Source organism: Streptomyces sp. NPDC005374 (assembly GCF_042872225.1).
Taxonomy (GTDB): domain Bacteria; phylum Actinomycetota; class Actinomycetes; order Streptomycetales; family Streptomycetaceae; genus Streptomyces.
This window is the reverse complement of the sequence record NZ_JBIAKA010000001.1, coordinates 721,721-738,127: the sequence shown is the minus strand read 5'-3', so window position 1 is coordinate 738,127 and position 16,407 is coordinate 721,721. Positions and strand designations below refer to the sequence as shown.

12 protein-coding genes and 1 riboswitch are annotated in these 16,407 nt (G+C 71.6%); of the genes, 6 read left to right on the top strand and 6 right to left on the bottom strand.

Annotated features, from left to right (window positions below; translation table 11 throughout):
* Positions 1-129 precede the first annotated feature (129 nt).
* Both ACFYRX_RS03475 and ACFYRX_RS03470 read left to right on the top strand, forming a co-directional pair.
* Positions 130-1,458 (top strand): PspC domain-containing protein, encoded by a 1,329-nt coding sequence (locus ACFYRX_RS03475; protein WP_389096203.1) that lies wholly within the window; start codon positions 130-132, stop codon positions 1,456-1,458.
* Positions 1,455-2,180 carry a LuxR C-terminal-related transcriptional regulator gene (locus tag ACFYRX_RS03470; RefSeq protein ID WP_389096202.1) on the top strand — a complete coding sequence of 242 codons (726 nt, stop codon included), beginning with the start codon at positions 1,455-1,457 and terminating at the stop codon, positions 2,178-2,180. Before ACFYRX_RS03475 ends, ACFYRX_RS03470 begins: the two co-directional genes overlap by 4 nt.
* A gap of 23 nt (positions 2,181-2,203) precedes the next feature.
* Here ACFYRX_RS03470 and ACFYRX_RS03465 read toward each other — a convergent pair whose 3' ends face one another.
* Complete coding sequence (locus tag ACFYRX_RS03465) at positions 2,204-3,265, bottom strand: NlpC/P60 family protein (protein WP_389096200.1); 1,062 nt, start codon at positions 3,263-3,265, stop codon at positions 2,204-2,206.
* 461 nt (positions 3,266-3,726) lie between these two features.
* Here ACFYRX_RS03465 and ACFYRX_RS03460 point away from each other — a divergent pair, with 461 nt between their 5' ends.
* Positions 3,727-4,080, top strand: a complete 354-nt coding sequence (locus tag ACFYRX_RS03460; protein WP_389096198.1) for a hypothetical protein — start codon at positions 3,727-3,729, stop codon at positions 4,078-4,080.
* A 4-nt stretch (positions 4,081-4,084) separates the two neighbouring features.
* Here ACFYRX_RS03460 and ACFYRX_RS03455 read toward each other — a convergent pair whose 3' ends face one another.
* The gene (locus ACFYRX_RS03455) at positions 4,085-5,230 is read right to left on the bottom strand and encodes an NlpC/P60 family protein (protein ID WP_389096196.1); all 1,146 of its coding nucleotides are present in this window, start codon (positions 5,228-5,230) and stop codon (positions 4,085-4,087) included.
* Between the two features lie 7 nt (positions 5,231-5,237).
* Positions 5,238-5,411: riboswitch (cyclic di-AMP (ydaO/yuaA leader) on the bottom strand.
* Positions 5,412-5,707: 296 nt separating this feature from the next.
* Here ACFYRX_RS03455 and pcrA point away from each other — a divergent pair.
* Positions 5,708-8,218, top strand: coding sequence for a DNA helicase PcrA (gene pcrA, locus ACFYRX_RS03450; RefSeq protein ID WP_389096194.1), 2,511 nt, complete (start codon positions 5,708-5,710; stop codon positions 8,216-8,218).
* A 41-nt stretch (positions 8,219-8,259) separates the two neighbouring features.
* On the opposite strand, the gene ACFYRX_RS03445 is transcribed toward pcrA, so the two are convergent.
* Both ACFYRX_RS03445 and ACFYRX_RS03440 read right to left on the bottom strand, forming a co-directional pair.
* Positions 8,260-9,774 (bottom strand): M23 family metallopeptidase, encoded by a 1,515-nt coding sequence (locus tag ACFYRX_RS03445; protein WP_389096922.1) that lies wholly within the window; start codon positions 9,772-9,774, stop codon positions 8,260-8,262.
* A 280-nt stretch (positions 9,775-10,054) separates the two neighbouring features.
* On the bottom strand, positions 10,055-10,915 hold the full coding sequence (locus tag ACFYRX_RS03440) for a lipase family alpha/beta hydrolase (RefSeq protein ID WP_389096193.1): 861 nt from the start codon (positions 10,913-10,915) through the stop codon (positions 10,055-10,057).
* Positions 10,916-11,487: 572 nt separating this feature from the next.
* Between ACFYRX_RS03440 and ACFYRX_RS03435 the strand changes: the two genes are divergently transcribed.
* Complete coding sequence (locus ACFYRX_RS03435) at positions 11,488-11,898, top strand: cobalamin B12-binding domain-containing protein (RefSeq protein ID WP_389096191.1); 411 nt, start codon at positions 11,488-11,490, stop codon at positions 11,896-11,898.
* A 67-nt stretch (positions 11,899-11,965) separates the two neighbouring features.
* Here ACFYRX_RS03435 and ACFYRX_RS03430 read toward each other — a convergent pair whose 3' ends face one another.
* Both ACFYRX_RS03430 and ACFYRX_RS03425 read right to left on the bottom strand, forming a co-directional pair.
* Positions 11,966-13,582 (bottom strand): DUF5691 domain-containing protein, encoded by a 1,617-nt coding sequence (locus ACFYRX_RS03430; RefSeq protein WP_389096189.1) that lies wholly within the window; start codon positions 13,580-13,582, stop codon positions 11,966-11,968.
* 41 nt (positions 13,583-13,623) lie between these two features.
* Positions 13,624-14,979, bottom strand: coding sequence for an SWIM zinc finger family protein (locus ACFYRX_RS03425; protein ID WP_389096187.1), 1,356 nt, complete (start codon positions 14,977-14,979; stop codon positions 13,624-13,626).
* A gap of 157 nt (positions 14,980-15,136) precedes the next feature.
* On the opposite strand from ACFYRX_RS03425, the gene ACFYRX_RS03420 reads away from it, so the two are divergent.
* On the top strand, positions 15,137-16,267 hold the full coding sequence (locus tag ACFYRX_RS03420; RefSeq protein ID WP_389096186.1) for an AAA family ATPase: 1,131 nt from the start codon (positions 15,137-15,139) through the stop codon (positions 16,265-16,267).
* Positions 16,268-16,407: the final 140 nt, after the last annotated feature.

Sequence of the window (16,407 nt, the reverse complement as noted above, 5' to 3'; positions counted from 1 at the left end):
CGGGCGAGAGGGCCTGGCGGGAGTCGGGACGACCCTGGCCGGACCCTGATATCGGCCCTGAGAGGGGCGGGGGAAGCGTTCGGAGGACGCGCCGTTCGAAGATCAGGGGAGTCTCGGGGGCCAACCCTGATGCCCTCGCACCCCGGCCGTGTGACGATCGATGGCATGCCGGAAGCCGCAACAGCGCCACTCGTCGAACCGCGGCCGCCGCGCAAGCTCTACCGCAGCAGTGACGGACGCTGGCTGGGTGGTGTGGCGCGGGGGCTCGCCGGGCACCTCGGGCTGCCCGTCATCTGGGTGCGGCTCGTCTTCGTCGGCCTGTTCACCGCGGACGGCCTCGGTGCCCTGCTGTATGCCGCGTTCTGGTTCTTCGTGCCGCTCGGCGTCGGCGGGGTCGGCGGTCAGCGGACTCCGTCCCTGGTCTCCACCGAGACCTCGCCGGACGGCCGCCGCCGACTCGTCGCCCGCCGACCGGACAAGGGCCAGATCGCGGCCCTGCTCCTCATGGTCGTCGTGGCCATGGTCTTCGTCGGCAATGTCAACGTGGGCAACGGAGCCAGGGCCTACCTCTGGCCCATCGTCCTCGTCGGCGCGGGTGTGGCCCTCGTCTGGCGCCAGGCGGACAACGCCCGCCGGGCCCGCTGGATGGAGGTGGGCCGTCGCCGGCGCACCCTCTCGCTGCTGCGCGCTGCGGGCGGCGTCCTCCTGGTCACCGCCGGTGTCTCCGGCGTCTTCGTCCTCCAGGGCTCCGCCGCCCACCTCGGCTCCGTCCTGCAGGCGGCCCTCGCGGTCCTCGTCGGTATAACGCTGCTGGCGGGGCCGTATCTCGTCCGCATGACCCAGGACCTCTCCGAGGAGCGCCTGATGCGCATCCGCGCCCAGGAGCGCGCGGAGGTAGCGGCCCATGTCCACGACTCGGTGCTGCACACGCTGACCCTGATCCAGCGCAACGCGGAGAACGCGAACGAGGTGCGCCGCCTGGCCCGCGCGCAGGAGCGCGACCTGCGGACCTGGCTCTACAAACCCGAGGGCACCGGCAAGGACGAGGCCGACGAACCCACCGGCCTCGCCGACGCCGTGCGGCGCAACGCCGCCGAGGTCGAGGACAAGCACGGCGTCCCCATAGAGGTCGTGGTCGTCGGTGACTGCCCGCTCGACGAGAGAACCGGCGCACAGATGCAGGCCGCGCGCGAGGCGATGGTGAACGCCGCCAAGTACGGTGGCGAGGGCGGCGCCGTACAGGTCTACGCCGAGGTCGAGGGCAGGACCGTGTTCGTGTCCGTGCGGGACCGCGGCCCCGGCTTCGACCTCGATTCGATACCCGCCGACCGGATGGGTGTCAGACAATCGATCATCGGCCGCATGGAGCGTCATGGCGGCACGGCCCGGCTGCGCGCGGTGCCGGGCGGCGGCACGGAGGTCGAGCTGGAGATGGAGAGGGCGGAGAAGACGTCATGAGTGACCCCACCGAGGCGAACACGGACCCCGTAGAGCCGACGCCGGCCGAGGGCGCGGGCGGGCGGCACGTGCGCGTGGTCCTCGTCGACGACCACCGCATGTTCCGTACGGGCGTCCAGGCCGAGATCGGCCGGACCGAGGAGACGGGAGTCGAGGTGGTCGGGGAGGCCGCGGACGTCGAGCAGGCCGTCACCGTCATCACCGCCACCCGTCCCGAGGTCGTCCTCCTCGACGTCCACCTCCCGGGCGGCGGCGGGGTCGAAGTGCTGCGCCGCTGCGCCCCGTTGATGGCCGACGCCGAGCACCCCGTCCGTTTCCTCGCCCTGTCCGTCTCGGACGCTGCGGAGGACGTGATCGGAGTGATCCGGGGCGGTGCGCGCGGCTATGTGACGAAGACGATCACCGGCACGGACCTCGTCAACTCCGTCTTCCGCGTCCAGGAGGGCGACGCCGTCTTCTCCCCGCGACTGGCCGGCTTCGTCCTGGACGCCTTCGCCTCCACCGACGCCCCGCCGGTCGACGAGGACATGGACCGGCTCACCCAGCGCGAGCGGGAGGTGCTGAGGCTCATCGCGCGCGGCTACGCCTACAAGGAGATCGCCAAGCAGCTGTTCATCTCGGTGAAGACGGTCGAGTCCCATGTGTCGGCGGTACTGCGGAAGCTGCAACTGTCCAACCGCCACGAGCTGACCCGGTGGGCGACGGCACGGCGGCTGGTCTGACGCTCACGGGGCCACGCGCGCGCTCACACCACCCGAGTGGCCCCCGCGAACGGCATCTCGTCGATCGGCGCCACCCGTACCGGTGCCGACGGGTTGGGGGCGTGGATCATCTTGCCGTCGCCGATGTAGAGGCCGACGTGGCTGATGCCGGAGTAGAAGAACACCAGGTCGCCGGGGAGGAGTTCGGAGCGCGAGACGCGTTGGCCGGCGCCGATCTGGGCGTATGTCGTGCGGGGCAGGGAGATGCCCGCGGAGCGGTACGCGGCCTGGACGAGGCCCGAGCAGTCGAAGGCGTCGGGGCCGATGGCACCCCAGACGTAGGGGCTGCCGAGTTTGGAGTAGGCGTAGGAGACGGCTGCCGCGGCACGGGAGTTGGGGGCCTTCGCGGTGGCCGCGCCGGGTGTCGTCAGGTGTTCGCGCGCGCCGGTCGTGGCCCGTGAGGCACGGGAACCGGTCTCCCCGGACTCCGCCCGAGTCCCGGCCGGCAGCTGGGACAGCAGTCGGCGCGCCGCGTCCAGCTTTCCGGTGATCGTCTTCTTGTGGCGCTTCAGTTCCGCCTGGCGTGACTTCAGTGAGGTCAGTTCGATGTGCGCGGCCCCGCGCAACTGCTCGATCTCCCGCAGTTGCCGCCGGACGTTCGCCACGGAGGTCGCCTGGCGGGCACCGGCCCGTTCGGCGAACTCGGCGCCGTCCAGGTAGTGGTCGGGGTCGTCGGAGAAGGCGAGCTGCATCGCGGGGTCCAGTGCACCGCCGCGGTACTGGGCCGCGGCGATCGAACCCAGCGCGTCCCGCGCCTCGTTGAGCCGCTCGGTCCTGCGTGCCGCCTCGTCCCGCAGGGTGTCGAGGCGGGTCTCGGCGGCCGCCACCTTCTCCTTGGCGCCGTTGTACTTCTCGGTGGCGGCCTCCGCCTCCTGGTACAGCCGGTCCACCTTCGCCTTCACCTGTGTCGGCGAGAGCTGTGGCTCGGCGTGTCCGGTCCCGTCGAAAGCCGTCGCGGTCGCCGCCCCCGCGAGGGCGATCGTCGCTGCCGCACGGACCGTATGGCCGCCGGCCGAGCGTTGGCGGGGCTTGCGGTGCACTGCCACGTGGACTGCACGTCCTTTCGTCGACCGCCCGCCCCGGGCCCATCGGACGTACGACGCCAGGGGGTGCGGCCGTACGACCGCCCCGGGGCGGTTTGCGCGTCCGGCGGCGGCCTGCACAGGGGGAGCGGGCCGCCGCCGGACCTTCTCGGCGGTGGTGGCCGACTGCCGCCCCTGGCCCGGGCGGCGGTGGGGAGCCGGTCACCTGGTGGAGGACGCTAAACCTGAATGTGTCCGGGAGGTAACGCATTGTGCGGAAGTGCTGCCAGGGGATCGCGGGGTGACCGAAGGTGACCATGATCGCGGGGTGGCGCCGTCGACTTCGCGCGGTGCGCTGACCGAAGTCACGATTTCCGGGCACGCGGGGGTGACGGGATGCTATGGGCCGCATATATGCAAGATCGGGTCATGTGGGGTGGGGCGGTGTCTGGTCCGGCTCGCACCCCTGCATAAGCTCCGGGCTCATGGACGTACTCATCCATCTCTTCGTCGGCCTGCACATCATCGGGATCGCCTCGCTGCTCGGCGGCTTCCTCACCCAGATGAAGGCGATGGGCCAGGGCGCCGCCCGGTTCGTCCCCGCGATGCTGCACGGCGCCGCGACGATGCTGGTCACCGGGGTGATCCTGGTCGGCCTCAACCAGGCCGACGACCAGCACGTCAACAACATCAAGATCGGCGTGAAGCTGGCCCTTCTGATCGTGATCCTCGGCCTCGTGTATGTGAAGCGGGACGACGAGAAGGTCGACAAGAGCCTGTTCGGCCTGGTCGGGGCGCTGACCACGGCGAACATCTTCATCGCGGTGCTGTGGACCTGAGAGCTCAGGCCGGCCGCACCACGCTGTGGATCGCCGACTCGCCGTCGTAGTAGATCGACTCCTCGCGGACGTACGCGCCCGGCTTCGGTGCGTGGATCATCATGCCGTTGCCGATGTAGAGGCCGACGTGGCTGATGTCGTCGTAGAAGAAGACCAGGTCGCCGGGCTTGGCGTCGGCCAGGGAGACCGTGGTGCCGGCGTCGACCTGGTCGTAGGTGACGCGGGGGAGGGAGACGCCGGCGGCCTTCCAGGCGGCCTGGGTGAGGCCCGAGCAGTCGTAGGAGCCGGGGCCGGTGGCGCCCCAGACGTAGGGCTTGCCGACCTGCGCGCGGGCGAAGGCGAGGGCCTTGGCGGCCTTGGTGGCGTACGAGGCGTCGTTCGCCGTCGACGCGCTCGGTGAGCTCTCCTGCGGGGCGGTGGTCTCCTGCGCGGCCTTCTCCGCGGCGGCCTGCTGCCGCGCCAGCTCCGCGGCCTTGCGGGCCGCGGCCTCCTGCTTCTCCTTCTCGATCGCCGCGAGGCGTGCCTTCTCCTGGGCGGTCAGCTCCGACAGCAGCTCGCGCGCGACGGCGAGCTTCTTCTGGACCGTCGCCTTCGCGGTCCTCAGGTCGCTCTGCGTCTCGTTGAGTGTCTGGAGGCTCTGAGAGGCCTCCTGGCGCTTCTTCATCGTCGCCGACTGCTCGGAGACGTAGTCGTCGACCGCCCCCTTCTGGCGGTTCGTCAGGCGGCCCATCAGCTGTGTCTGGTCGAAGTAGTCCTGCGGGGTGTCGGCGAGCAGGAAGGTCGCCGTGTCGGGCGCTGCGGCGCCGGTGCGGTACTGGGCGGCGGCGAAGGAGCCGAGCTGCTCCCGCGCCTCGTTGAGCTTCTGGGTGCGCCGGGCGACGTCGTCGAGGAGCGTGTCGACCTGCTTGCGCTGCTTGGCCGTCTTCTCCTTGGCCGAGTTGTAGCCGTCGGTCGCCGACTCGGCCTGGCGGTAGAGGTCGTCGACCTTCTTCTCGACCTCTTCGAGACTCGGCTTGTCATCGGCGGCCGGCGCGGCGTTCGCCGACTGGGACAGCAGGGCCACGGAGGTGAGGGCGGCCGTCGCGAGGGCCGGGGTCCGTATGCCTGCTACGCGCGTACCAGCGGGACGCGACTTGCGGTGCGACGCCAAGGGAGGCGACTCCTTCCAGTGCTCCGCCTACCGGGTTAGCTGTCGGGTTCGGGCGAAGAGGTGCTTCGGAAGGTTTGCCCTACGGCGCTCCCGTGCGTGGGAGTCGGCCGATTCACCCCAGGTTCGGTGGGTCCCCGGCTCCGGGCGCGCGGCGGCGCTGCGGACTCGGCGGAGGCCGTGCGGCCCGGCGACGTTCGCCGGTGGGGGTCGTACGGCCTGCTCGGCACGGTAGCCAACTGGTGTGGCCCTTGTGAAGGTTGATGTTCGATATGCCCGATACGTTTTTGTGACCTTCGGCTCGGGTACTGCCCGGCGGGTTGATGTGGGCGATCTGGAGAGAATCGCACTTTTGTCTTGGATCAGGGTATTTGGCCCACTTCCCGGATTCGGAATCCGAGCGGTGCCAGGCCCTGGATTCCGTGGATGTTCCCGGGGCGGGGGCGGGCTGTCAGTGGCGCACCCTAGACTCGGAGAGCGATGAGCAGCCTCTTTGACGACAGCTTCCTGGCGGACCTCCAGACCCCTCGCGGGCACGGGGAGGAGCCTCCGCCGCCGCCCGAGGACGAGCACGGACCGGAGACCGTTCCGGACGACCTGTTCGGCGGGAAGTTCGACGCGCCGCCGGACCGGGACGCGTACTACCGCGACGGCGCCCCCCGCCCGGTGGTGGACCCGGCCGCGCTCCTGGACGGGCTGAACGAGAACCAGCGCGCGGCCGTCGTGCACTCCGGCACCCCGCTGCTCATCGTGGCCGGCGCGGGCTCCGGCAAGACCCGGGTGCTCACCCACCGCATCGCCCACCTCCTGGGCGAGCGGAATGTCCACCCGGGCCAGATCCTCGCGATCACCTTCACCAACAAGGCCGCGGGCGAGATGAAGGAGCGCGTCGAGCAGCTCGTCGGCCCGCGCGCGAACGCGATGTGGGTGATGACCTTCCACAGCGCGTGCGTGCGGATCCTGCGGCGCGAGAGCAAGAGGCTCGGCTTCACGTCGTCGTTCTCGATCTACGACGCCGCCGACTCCAAGCGCCTCATGGCCCTCGTCTGCCGTGACCTGGACCTCGACCCCAAGCGCTTCCCGCCGAAGTCCTTCAGCGCCAAGATCAGCAACCTCAAGAACGAGCTGATCGACGAGGAGGACTTCGCCGCCCAGGCCTCCGACGGTTTCGAGAAGACCCTCGCCCAGGCCTACGCCATGTACCAGTCCCGCCTCCGCGAGGCCAACGCCCTCGACTTCGACGACCTGATCATGACGACGGTCAACCTCCTGCGCGCCTTCCCGGACGTCGCCGAGCACTACCGCCGCCGCTTCCGGCACGTCCTCGTCGACGAGTACCAGGACACCAACCACGCCCAGTACGCGCTGGTCAGGGAGCTGGTCGGGACCTCCGAGCACCCCGTGGACGTACCGCCCGCCGAGCACGACCTGCCGCCCGCCGAACTGTGCGTCGTGGGCGACGCCGACCAGTCGATCTACGCCTTCCGCGGCGCGACCATCCGCAACATCCTCCAGTTCGAGGAGGACTACCCCGAGGCGACGACGATCCTCCTGGAGCAGAACTACCGCTCCACCCAGACGATCCTCACCGCCGCCAACGCGGTCATCGAGCGCAACGAGTCCCGCCGCCCCAAGAACCTGTGGACCAACGCGGGCGCGGGCGCGCGCATCACCGGCTATGTCGCCGACACCGAGCACGACGAGGCGCAGTTCGTCGCGGAGGAGATAGACCGTCTCACCGACGCGGGCGACGCGAAGGCGGGCGATGTCGCCGTCTTCTACCGCACCAACGCCCAGTCCCGTGTCTTCGAGGAGATCTTCATCCGTGTCGGCCTGCCCTACAAGGTCGTCGGCGGTGTCCGCTTCTACGAGCGCAAGGAGGTCCGGGACGTCCTGGCCTACCTGCGCGTCCTCGCCAACCCCGAGGACTCCGTGCCGCTGCGCCGGATCCTCAACGTCCCCAAGCGGGGCATCGGCGACCGCGCCGAGGCGATGATCGACGCCCTGTCCCAGCGCGAGAAGATCAGCTTCCCGCAGGCGCTCAGGCGCGTCGACGAGGCGTACGGCATGGCCGCGCGGTCGACGAACGCCGTCAAGCGGTTCAACGTCCTCATGGAGGAGCTCCGTACGATCGTCGAGTCCGGCGCGAGCCCGGCGACCGTCCTGGAGGCGGTCCTCGAACGCACCGGCTACCTGGCCGAGTTGCAGGCCTCGACCGACCCGCAGGACGAGACCCGGATCGAGAACCTCCAGGAACTCGCCGCCGTGGCCCTGGAGTTCGAGCAGGAAGCAGGACAGGCCGGGGAGTCCGAGGAAGGGGACGCGCCGGCCCCGGTCGGGCTGGCGGCGTTCCTCGAGCGGGTCGCCCTGGTCGCCGACTCCGACCAGATCCCCGACGAGGACGACGACGGCTCCGGCGTCATCACCCTGATGACCCTGCACACCGCCAAGGGCCTGGAGTTCCCGGTCGTCTTCCTCACCGGCATGGAGGACGGCGTCTTCCCGCACATGCGCGCCCTCGGCCAGGCCAAGGAGCTGGAGGAGGAGCGGCGCCTGGCGTACGTCGGCATCACGCGTGCGCGTGAACGGCTGTATCTGACCCGCTCCGCCCTGCGCAGCGCGTGGGGGCAGCCGTCGTACAACCCGCCCTCCCGTTTCCTGGAGGAGATCCCGGCGCAGCACGTGGACTGGAAGCGCACCGGGGCGACCGCTCCGGTGTCCTCAGGACCGGCGTCCGGGGTGGCCGCCTCACTGTCCTCGTCCCGCTCCCGCTCCTCGGCGTCGGGTGCGTCCGGCTTCGCGACGCGCAGGGGTTCGGAGAAGCCGGTGGTCTCCCTGGCCGTCGGCGACCGTGTCACCCACGACCAGTTCGGGCTGGGCACGGTGGTCGGGGTCAAGGGCACGGGGGCGAACGCCGAGGCGACGGTCGACTTCGGGGAGGCCAAGCCGAAGCGGCTGCTGCTGCGGTACGCGCCGGTGGAGAAGCTGTAGTCGGTGCCCGGAGAGGGCGGCCGGGCCCGAGGCCTTACGCCCTACGTCGGGTCCAGGTCGTGGCTGCGCAGCCACGGCAGCGGGTCGATCGCGGACCCGCCGGCCGGCCGTACCTCGAAGTGCAGGTGCGGGCCGGTGGAGTTGCCGGAGTTGCCGCTGTATGCGATCGGGTCGCCGGCCTGGACCGTCGTACCGGAGGAGACGCGGTAGCTGGAGAGGTGGCAGTACCACGTCTCCGTGCCGTCCTTGGCGGTCACGATCATCATGTTGCCGTAGGCGCTGTTCCACTCCGTGCGGACGGTGCCGTCGGTCGCGGCCATCACCGTCGTGCCGTAGGAGACGGGGAAGTCGATGCCGGTGTGGACGGACATCCAGTTGACGCCGGCCTGGCCGAAGTAGGCGCTCAGTCCGTGCTGGGCGACCGGAAGCGCGAACTTCGGGCGCAGCCGCTCCTTGCGGGCCGCCTCCTCCGCAGCCTTCTTCTTCTCGGCCACCTGCTGGGCCTTGAGGTCGATGCGCTCCTGCGTACGGCTGGCCCGGTCGGCGAAGTCGTCGGCGCCGGCCGAAAGGCTCTTGAGCTGGCTGTCCAGCTTGTTGTTCGCGGCGACCGGCGCGACGGCGGTCGTGTCCGCCAGGGTCGTCGACGTGTCCTTGTCGTCACCGGTGAAGGTGCCGACCGAGGCGGCGGCGATCCCCGCGACACCCATGACACACGCCGAGGGAACGGCGATCGTCATCAGCGCGGAACGCTTGGCGGGCATACGGCGACGGGAGCGGCCGGCGTTGCGTGCGGCGACGCGTGATCCCGGGGCGGGGGCCGGAGCGGAGGCCGGGGTGACCTCTTCCTCGTCGTCGAGGAGTGCGGCATCGGTGTCGTGGACGGCGGGCATCTCGCCGGTGGCGGTGAGAGCGGCGGTCGACTCGTGGTCGTGCGAGGCGTGTTCGTCGTAGGCGTCGCCGTAAGGATTCGCCTCGGCGTGCGCGTGGCTCTCGTCGTGTCCGGCCTGCTCGACGGTGCCCGTCGCCTGCGGGTCGGCCGCCGTGCCGTCGGAGTTCCACTGCGTGGCGTCGTACGCCCCGGTGTCGAAGGCCTGCGTGCCCCATTCCCAGTGCTGGGTCTGGTCGGCCGGGCCCGCGGAGGGGTCGGGGTGCTGCCAGGCGCGCGCGTCCCAGTGACCGCTGGCGTCGGGGCCGTTGGCCTGCGCGGGGATCGCGGAGAGCTGCTGGTGGTGGGCGCCCCACTGCGTGGCGTCGTACGCGCCGGTGTCGTAGGCGGCGTGGTGCTGGGCCGCGTACGCGTCGTAGTTCAGGGTCTGGTGACCGCCGGTGGACCATATCGTGGCGTCGTACGAACCGGTGTCGTCGCCCGGCATGTTACCGAAGAGCGGGTCGGTCTCGAAGGTGCCGGTGGCGTGCGCGCCGTGGGTGCCCGAGGTGTCGAAACCGGAGGTGTCGTAGGCGCCGTACGTGGTGAGGCCGTCGTACTGAGCCTCCTGTGTGCCGTACGACGCGTAGGGCGACGAGGCGGCGTCGGAAGCCGGAGCCGGGGTGGTCATGATCCCCGACGGGTGACGGTCGTTCACCAGCTTCTCTTTCGCCTCGACAACAGGGGCTGCCAGAGCAGTGCGGCGACTGTACCCGTCGGTATGCGGGCGCGACAATCTTCAACTGGTTTTAGGCGCGCAGGAAACGGGCATTCGGCTGTGTTTCGGGGGACTGCGGGCGTGACTTTGGCCCTGTGTTCGACGACTGTTCGATGCCGGTCCGACGTCTGCCCGTGGTCCGGCGGCTGTCGGGGACCTGTCGACGGCCTGTGACCGGTGGCCGATACGCCCGTTACGCCACGGTCAGTCCGCCCGCGCGGGCGGCCGTCTCCTCACCGGCCCGCGCGGTGTCGAGCACCTGCCGTATGCCGGTCGCGACGGCGGGGTGCACGGGCAGGGCGAGATGTCCGATCCCGCTCACCCGGACGTTCTCCGCCTCCAGGTCGGCATGGTCGATGCAGGCGGTCTCCAGCGGGTCCATCAGGTGGTCGAGGTCGCTCCAGAAACTGACGAAGTGCGTACGGCAACCCGGAGCCGGCCGCGCGAGCTCCTCCAGCAACTCCGAACCGGGGCGCATCTGGCGCACGATCGGGTGCGCGTTCGCCAGCGGCACCACCCGGGTGCCGGCGTGCGGGGTGCCGAGCGTCACCAGCGTGCGGACGCGGGCGTCACCGCCGAGGCGCTGCACGTAGTAGCGCGCGATCAGGCCGCCCAGGCTGTGCCCGACGATGTCGACCCGGGTGTTGCCCGTGCGCTCGCAGATCTCCTCTATGTGCCGCCCCAGCAACTCCGCCGCGGAGCGGACGTCGCAGGTCAGCGGGGAGTAGTTGAGCGACTCGATCTGCTGCCTGCCGTGCTGGGCGAGGCTGCGGCGCAGGAGCACGAAGACCGAGCGGTTGTCGATGAAGCCGTGCAGCAGGACGACCGGGGGTTTGGCCTGCGTCGGCAGTTGCGCGGCGCCGTCCTCCGGTGCGGGGAGCGGGGAGCGGCGCTCCTGGGTGATGCCGGACGGGTAGAGGAGGAGATGCCCCGCGAGGATCGCGATCTCCAGGGCGGTCGCCTTCAGAAGGGCCAGGGAGAGTCCCGCCAGCCTGCCGGGAAGCAGGCGCTGACAGAGCGGGAGCAGCGGCAGCGCCGCCTTGGTGACCTTCATGGCCGACCTCCTGTCGGCACACGGGAGGACGACTCCGTCCCCCGTGTGCGCTCATGGGAAGTCGCGGCGGAGGTCGTCGACTGGGCGCGAGAGGGGCGCGCGGGGTGGGTGGGGCGAGCGGCGCGGAGTTCCGGGGCCGCCGGGTGGGGCGGCGGAGGTGACGGAACTGTGGTGCGGGTGATGCGTGTGGTGCTGACAGTGCCGATGGTCTGGATGTTGTCGGCAGTGCGGATATGGCCGGTGGTGCTGGTGGTGCGCCGGTGACGTCACGAGCCGCCCTGTCGGTGTGGCGACGAGGCTCCCCGCTGTCGTGCCTTACCTGTCCTACGTGCCCTTCGTGCCGTCGCCGATGCGTCCCACCGCCGCGGCGCGCGGCCTGCGGCGCGGCGGTGGGACGACCTCGTTGCGGCTCCCGAACGTGTCCCACCATGTGATTTCCCCCTCGCTGTCCACCGCGAAACCGCAGGTTGCGGGATGGTGGCGACAACGTTCGTTCACATTCCGGGTCCGTGCGGTACTAGTCGGTAGAAACGGATTCAGTCGCTTCATGGAGACAGTGAAGGGAGACGGTGATGGGTGTGGCAGCCGGACCGATCCGCGTGGTGGTGGCCAAGCCGGGACTCGACGGTCACGACCGCGGAGCCAAGGTGATCGCGAGGGCCCTGCGCGACGCCGGCATGGAGGTCATCTACACCGGTCTGCACCAGACCCCCGAGCAGATCGTCGACACCGCGGTCCAGGAGGACGCCGACGCGATCGGTCTCTCCATCCTCTCCGGCGCCCACAACACCCTCTTCGCCGCGGTCATCGACCTCCTGAAGGAGCGCGACGCGGCGGACATCCTGGTCTTCGGCGGTGGAATCATCCCCGAGACGGACATCCCGCTCCTCAAGGAGAAGGGCGTCGCGGAGATCTTCACCCCGGGGGCGACGACCACGTCGATCGTGGACTGGGTCCGGGCGAACGTGAGCAGGCCGGCTTAGCCGCAGCGCTCGGGCTCGAGCGGTGGGTCGGAGGCAGTGGCCGCGACTGCCCGACCGGGACCTCGCGTCACACGGCCTCCAGTTCCTCCCGCATCGCCGCCCGCAGCCGCAACGTGGTGACCAACCGTTGGAACGCCTCCGCCCAGTAGCCGCCCGCTCCAGGACTCGCGTCCTCTCCCTCGTCCGGCACCGCCATCAGTCCCTCCAGCCGCCCCGCCTCCGCCGGGTCCAGACATCGTTCCGCCAGCCCCATCACGCCACTGAAACTCCACGGGTAACTCCCCGCGTCCCGAGCGATGTTGAGCGCGTCGACCACAGCCCGCCCCAGCGGCGCGGCCCACGGCACCCCGCACACGCCCAGCAGCTGAAACGCCTCGGACAACCCGTGCGTCGCGATGAACCCCGCCACCCACTCGGCCCGTTCGCGGGAGCCCAACGTGCTCAGCAGCTTGGCCCGCTCGGCCAGTGACACCGCCCCCGGCCCCCCGGCCTCCGGCGCCGAGGGTGCCCCGAGCAGCGCCCGAGCCCACCCGGCGTCCCGCTGCCGCACGGCAGCCCGGCACCACGCCGCATGCAGTTCGTTCCGCCAGTCGTCCGCCACCGGCAACGCCACGATCTCCCCGGGCGTCCGCCCGCCCAGCCGGCCCGGCCACACCTCCAGCGGCGCCGCCTCCACCAACTGCCCCAGCCACCACGACCGTTCCCCCCTTCCCGAGGGTGCCTTCGGTACGACGCCGTCGCGTTCCATGCCCGTGTCGCACTCGTGCGGGGCCTCGACGAGGATCGTCGGCGTGTCCTGGGTGCGGTCGACGGCGACGCACGCCCCGGCCCTGACCGCCATCCGCGCCGCCAGCGCCGAACCCGGCAGCGTCGACAGCAACTCCGCGGCCGTCGACCGTACGTTGCGGCTCCGGTCCGCCAGCGCCTGCTCCAGGAACGGCTCGTCGTCCGGCCCCAGACCCGTGCGCAGTGAGTCGAGGAACATCAGCCGGTCCTCGGCCCGTTCGGTCGCCCAGGTCGTCGCGAGCAACTCACGCGCGGCGGCGGCTTCCCGGGCCCGTATCGCCGCGAGGAGTGCGACCCGCTCCGCGAACAGCCCCTCCTCCCACAGCTGTCGGACCCCGGCGGTGTCCTCGGGGGGCGGGAGCGCCGCCCCGCCGCCGGGTGTCGCGCGCAGGGCGAACCGCCAGTCGGGATTCAGCCGGGCGAGCCAGATGGCACGCGGGCCCGCGAAGGCCAACGCCGCCGGCCGCAGGTCCGTACGGCCCCGGGCCGCGTCCAGCAGCGCGGGCAGCAGCTGCGGTGGTGCCGCGTAATCGCGGGAGTTCGCCAGGGAGAGCCACTGCGGGAGCAGCTCCATCAGATCCGGTGCCGTTCCCCTGCGACCGCCCCCGCCACCGCCTGCTCCGGGCCGGTCGGCGAGCAGCATCGAGAGCCTGCGCGCCGCCGCCGCGGGCAACGGAGGGCGCCTGTCCTCGGGCGCCGGCCGCGGACGCTCCGCCGCAAGCGCCGGCCGCAGCCCGGCCCGCCGCCGTACGGTCTCCACGGCCGCCGCGTCCAGCAACGCCACCGGCGCCTCGGGGCCCGGCGCGAGACCGGGCGGCGTCCGGCGCGCGGTGCCGAGCAGGGCCGAGGTGACCAGCTCCTCCCAGGTGTCCGGCGCGGGAGCGGAGGGCTTGTTCATACGGTTCCTTTCCGTCCGGTCGGGTGCTCGAGCCGTTCCGTTCAGCACAGGCGCACCGCCTCGCCCGCCCCCTCCGGCCAGGCCGTCAGCGGCGTGAAGCCGCGGTGACCGCACTCGCCGAAGACCTTGACCGGGGCGCCGCCCGAGAGCGCGACCAGGCGCCACAGACCGGGACGGGCCCGGGCGGCGGCCGTCAGCGGCAGCGCCGAGTCGCTGTCCGCGTCCGCCAGTTGCCAGGAGCTGCCGTCCGGGGCCGGTATCACCCGGTCCAGGGTCACGGGGACGGAGTCCAGCCACGGGTCGTCCCGCAGTGCCTCGCCGTAGCGGGCCGCCGCCTGTTCCGTCGTCACCCCCGGCGGCCGGGTCACCGCGGGAGCGGGCGGCGCGAACTGCTCGCCGAGGGCCGCACGCAGCTGTCCGGAGCCGGGATGGGCGGACACCTCCGCGTCGATCTCCAGGCCCACCGGCAGCGCGAGTTCGGGGGCGCGGCCGGCGGCGCCGTAGGAGAGGAGCAGTGCCGTGCGACCCGAGTCCGTGCCGTGCAGCCAGATCCGGCGGGTCGTCAGCCGGGAGTCCGCCGTGTCGTACTGGGCGAGGACCAGCCAGCGGTCCCGTACCGGTGGGCCGTCCGCCGAGGCGGGCAGGCCGACCCTGGACCGGACCGTCGACGCCAGGTCGTCCGGCAGCCGCTCGCGGCGCAGCCAGCCCTGGTCGAGGAGATGGATGAGGGCGCACTCCTCCAGCAGCCGCACCGGCCAGCCCGGACCGGACGACGGGATCGCCCCCAACTCCCGCACCCGGGCGGCCAGTCCGGGCGCCTGGGCGTCCACCATGCGGGCCGCCGTCTCCTCCCACATGCCGTACCCCGCCTGCTCCGCACCCGCCAGGCCGCCGCGCAGCAGGTCCGCCAGCCGCTGCTCCAGCTCCGTCGCCCCCGCCGTGATCCGTGCGGCCCGGCGCTCCGCCCTGCGCCGGGCCGCCTCCGGATCACCGGACCCGGCGACGGAACCGGCGGCCGCCGCCGTCCGCTTCTCCTGCGCGCGCTGCCTTCTCCCCTCCGTCCACTGCTCCGCCCAGTCCGGCACCGGCCCCGGCGGCACCGCGCCCTCCCCGCCCGCCCAGAGCAGCAGCAGTCCGAGGGCGTGCTTGCACGGGAACTTGCGGCTCGGGCAACTGCACTTGTACGCGGGCCCCGCGGCGTCCGCGATGTCGATGACCGTCTGATACGGCTTGCTGCCACTGCCCTTGCACAGCCCCCACACCGTCCCCTCGTCGGAACTCCCCGCCTCGGACCACGGACCGGCCGCGCCGAGTTTGCTGCCCGCTTTGCGTGATGCGGGGTCAGGAGCCAGTGCCAGCACCTGATCCGCCGTCCAGCGCACCCCCTGCTGAGTCATGTCATCGAAGGTAGGTCCCCCCACTGACAATCGGCCCGGACCGTGTTCCGGCAGACTGCCTCGCGAGCATGTTTCCGCAGGTCGGATCGCATTGTCAGTGGCGTGGTGCACGGTTGGTGTCAGATCCGAACCGGCCGAGCTGGAGGGGGCCTCAGCCATGACTGTGTCTGTTGAACCGACGTCCGTGGAACCGAAGCATGGGGAGCCGGCCGAGGTGTTGCGGCCGCACGCCGAGGACGCCTTCGCCGATGAGCTCGCCGCCCTGGCCGCGCAGGACGACCGCCCGCGCCCCGCCCGCTGGAAGCTGTCGCCGTGGGCGGTGGCGACGTACCTGCTCGGCGGCACGCTGCCGGACGGGACGGTGATCACCCCGAAGTACGTGGGCCCGCGCCGTCTCGTCGAGGTCGCGGTCACCACCCTCGCCACCGACCGTGCCCTGCTTCTGCTGGGCGTGCCCGGTACCGCGAAGACCTGGGTCTCCGAGCACCTGGCCGCCGCGGTCAGCGGCGACTCCACCCTGCTCGTGCAGGGCACGGCCGGCACGCCGGAGGAGGCGATCCGGTACGGCTGGAACTACGCGCAGCTGCTCGCCAACGGCCCGAGCCGTGACGCCCTCGTGCCCAGCCCGGTGATGCGGGCCATGGCGGACGGGATGACGGCCCGGATCGAGGAGCTGACCCGCATCCCGGCCGACGTGCAGGACTCGCTGATCACGATCCTGTCCGAGAAGACGCTGCCGATACCGGAGTTGGGCCAGGAGGTGCAGGCGGTCCGCGGCTTCAACGTCATCGCCACGGCCAACGACCGCGACCGCGGGGTCAACGACCTCTCCAGCGCCCTGCGCCGCCGTTTCAACACGGTCGTGCTGCCGCTGCCGGAGAGCGTGGAGGCCGAGGTCGACATCGTCTCGCGCCGCGTCGACCAGATCGGCCGCTCCCTCGACCTGCCGGCCGCGCCCGACGGGGTCGCGGAGATCCGCCGTGTCGTGACGGTCTTCCGCGAACTGCGGGACGGGGTGGCGTCCGACGGCCGTACGAAGCTCAAATCGCCCAGCGGCACGCTGTCCACGGCCGAGGCCATCTCGGTCGTCACCAACGGCCTTGCTCTCGCCGCCCACTTCGGGGACGGCGTCCTGCGGAGCGGAGACGTGGCCGCGGGCATCCTCGGCGCCGTCGTCCGCGACCCGGCGGCCGACCGGGTCATCTGGCAGGAGTACCTGGAGGCGGTCGTCCGCGAGCGGGACGGCTGGAAGGACTTCTACCGGGCTTGCCGGGAGGTGAGCGCGTGAACGACGACCCGGGGTTGCGGGGACGGTTTTTGAGGACCGCCGCGGCGTGGGTCGCAGGGGCGGGGGACGGCTGTGGCTGGGATGCGGCGGTGTGTCGGTGGGCGGGTGCGGGTTGGTGGGGGGCTGGTCGCGGAGTTCCC

What these genes read in the sequence shown, in the direction of transcription:
- ACFYRX_RS03475 (WP_389096203.1), top strand. Translation starts at nt 130, where the DNA reads ATGCCCTCGCACCCCGGCCGTGTGACGATCGATGGCATGCCGGAAGCC.
- ACFYRX_RS03470 (WP_389096202.1), top strand. Translation starts at nt 1,455, where the DNA reads ATGAGTGACCCCACCGAGGCGAACACGGACCCCGTAGAGCCGACGCCG.
- ACFYRX_RS03460 (WP_389096198.1), top strand. Translation starts at nt 3,727, where the DNA reads ATGGACGTACTCATCCATCTCTTCGTCGGCCTGCACATCATCGGGATC.
- pcrA (WP_389096194.1), top strand. Translation starts at nt 5,708, where the DNA reads ATGAGCAGCCTCTTTGACGACAGCTTCCTGGCGGACCTCCAGACCCCT.
- ACFYRX_RS03445 (WP_389096922.1), bottom strand. Translation starts at nt 9,774, where the DNA reads ATGACCACCCCGGCTCCGGCTTCCGACGCCGCCTCGTCGCCCTACGCG.
- ACFYRX_RS03440 (WP_389096193.1), bottom strand. Translation starts at nt 10,915, where the DNA reads ATGAAGGTCACCAAGGCGGCGCTGCCGCTGCTCCCGCTCTGTCAGCGC.
- ACFYRX_RS03435 (WP_389096191.1), top strand. Translation starts at nt 11,488, where the DNA reads ATGGGTGTGGCAGCCGGACCGATCCGCGTGGTGGTGGCCAAGCCGGGA.
- ACFYRX_RS03430 (WP_389096189.1), bottom strand. Translation starts at nt 13,582, where the DNA reads ATGAACAAGCCCTCCGCTCCCGCGCCGGACACCTGGGAGGAGCTGGTC.
- ACFYRX_RS03425 (WP_389096187.1), bottom strand. Translation starts at nt 14,979, where the DNA reads ATGACTCAGCAGGGGGTGCGCTGGACGGCGGATCAGGTGCTGGCACTG.
- ACFYRX_RS03420 (WP_389096186.1), top strand. Translation starts at nt 15,137, where the DNA reads ATGACTGTGTCTGTTGAACCGACGTCCGTGGAACCGAAGCATGGGGAG.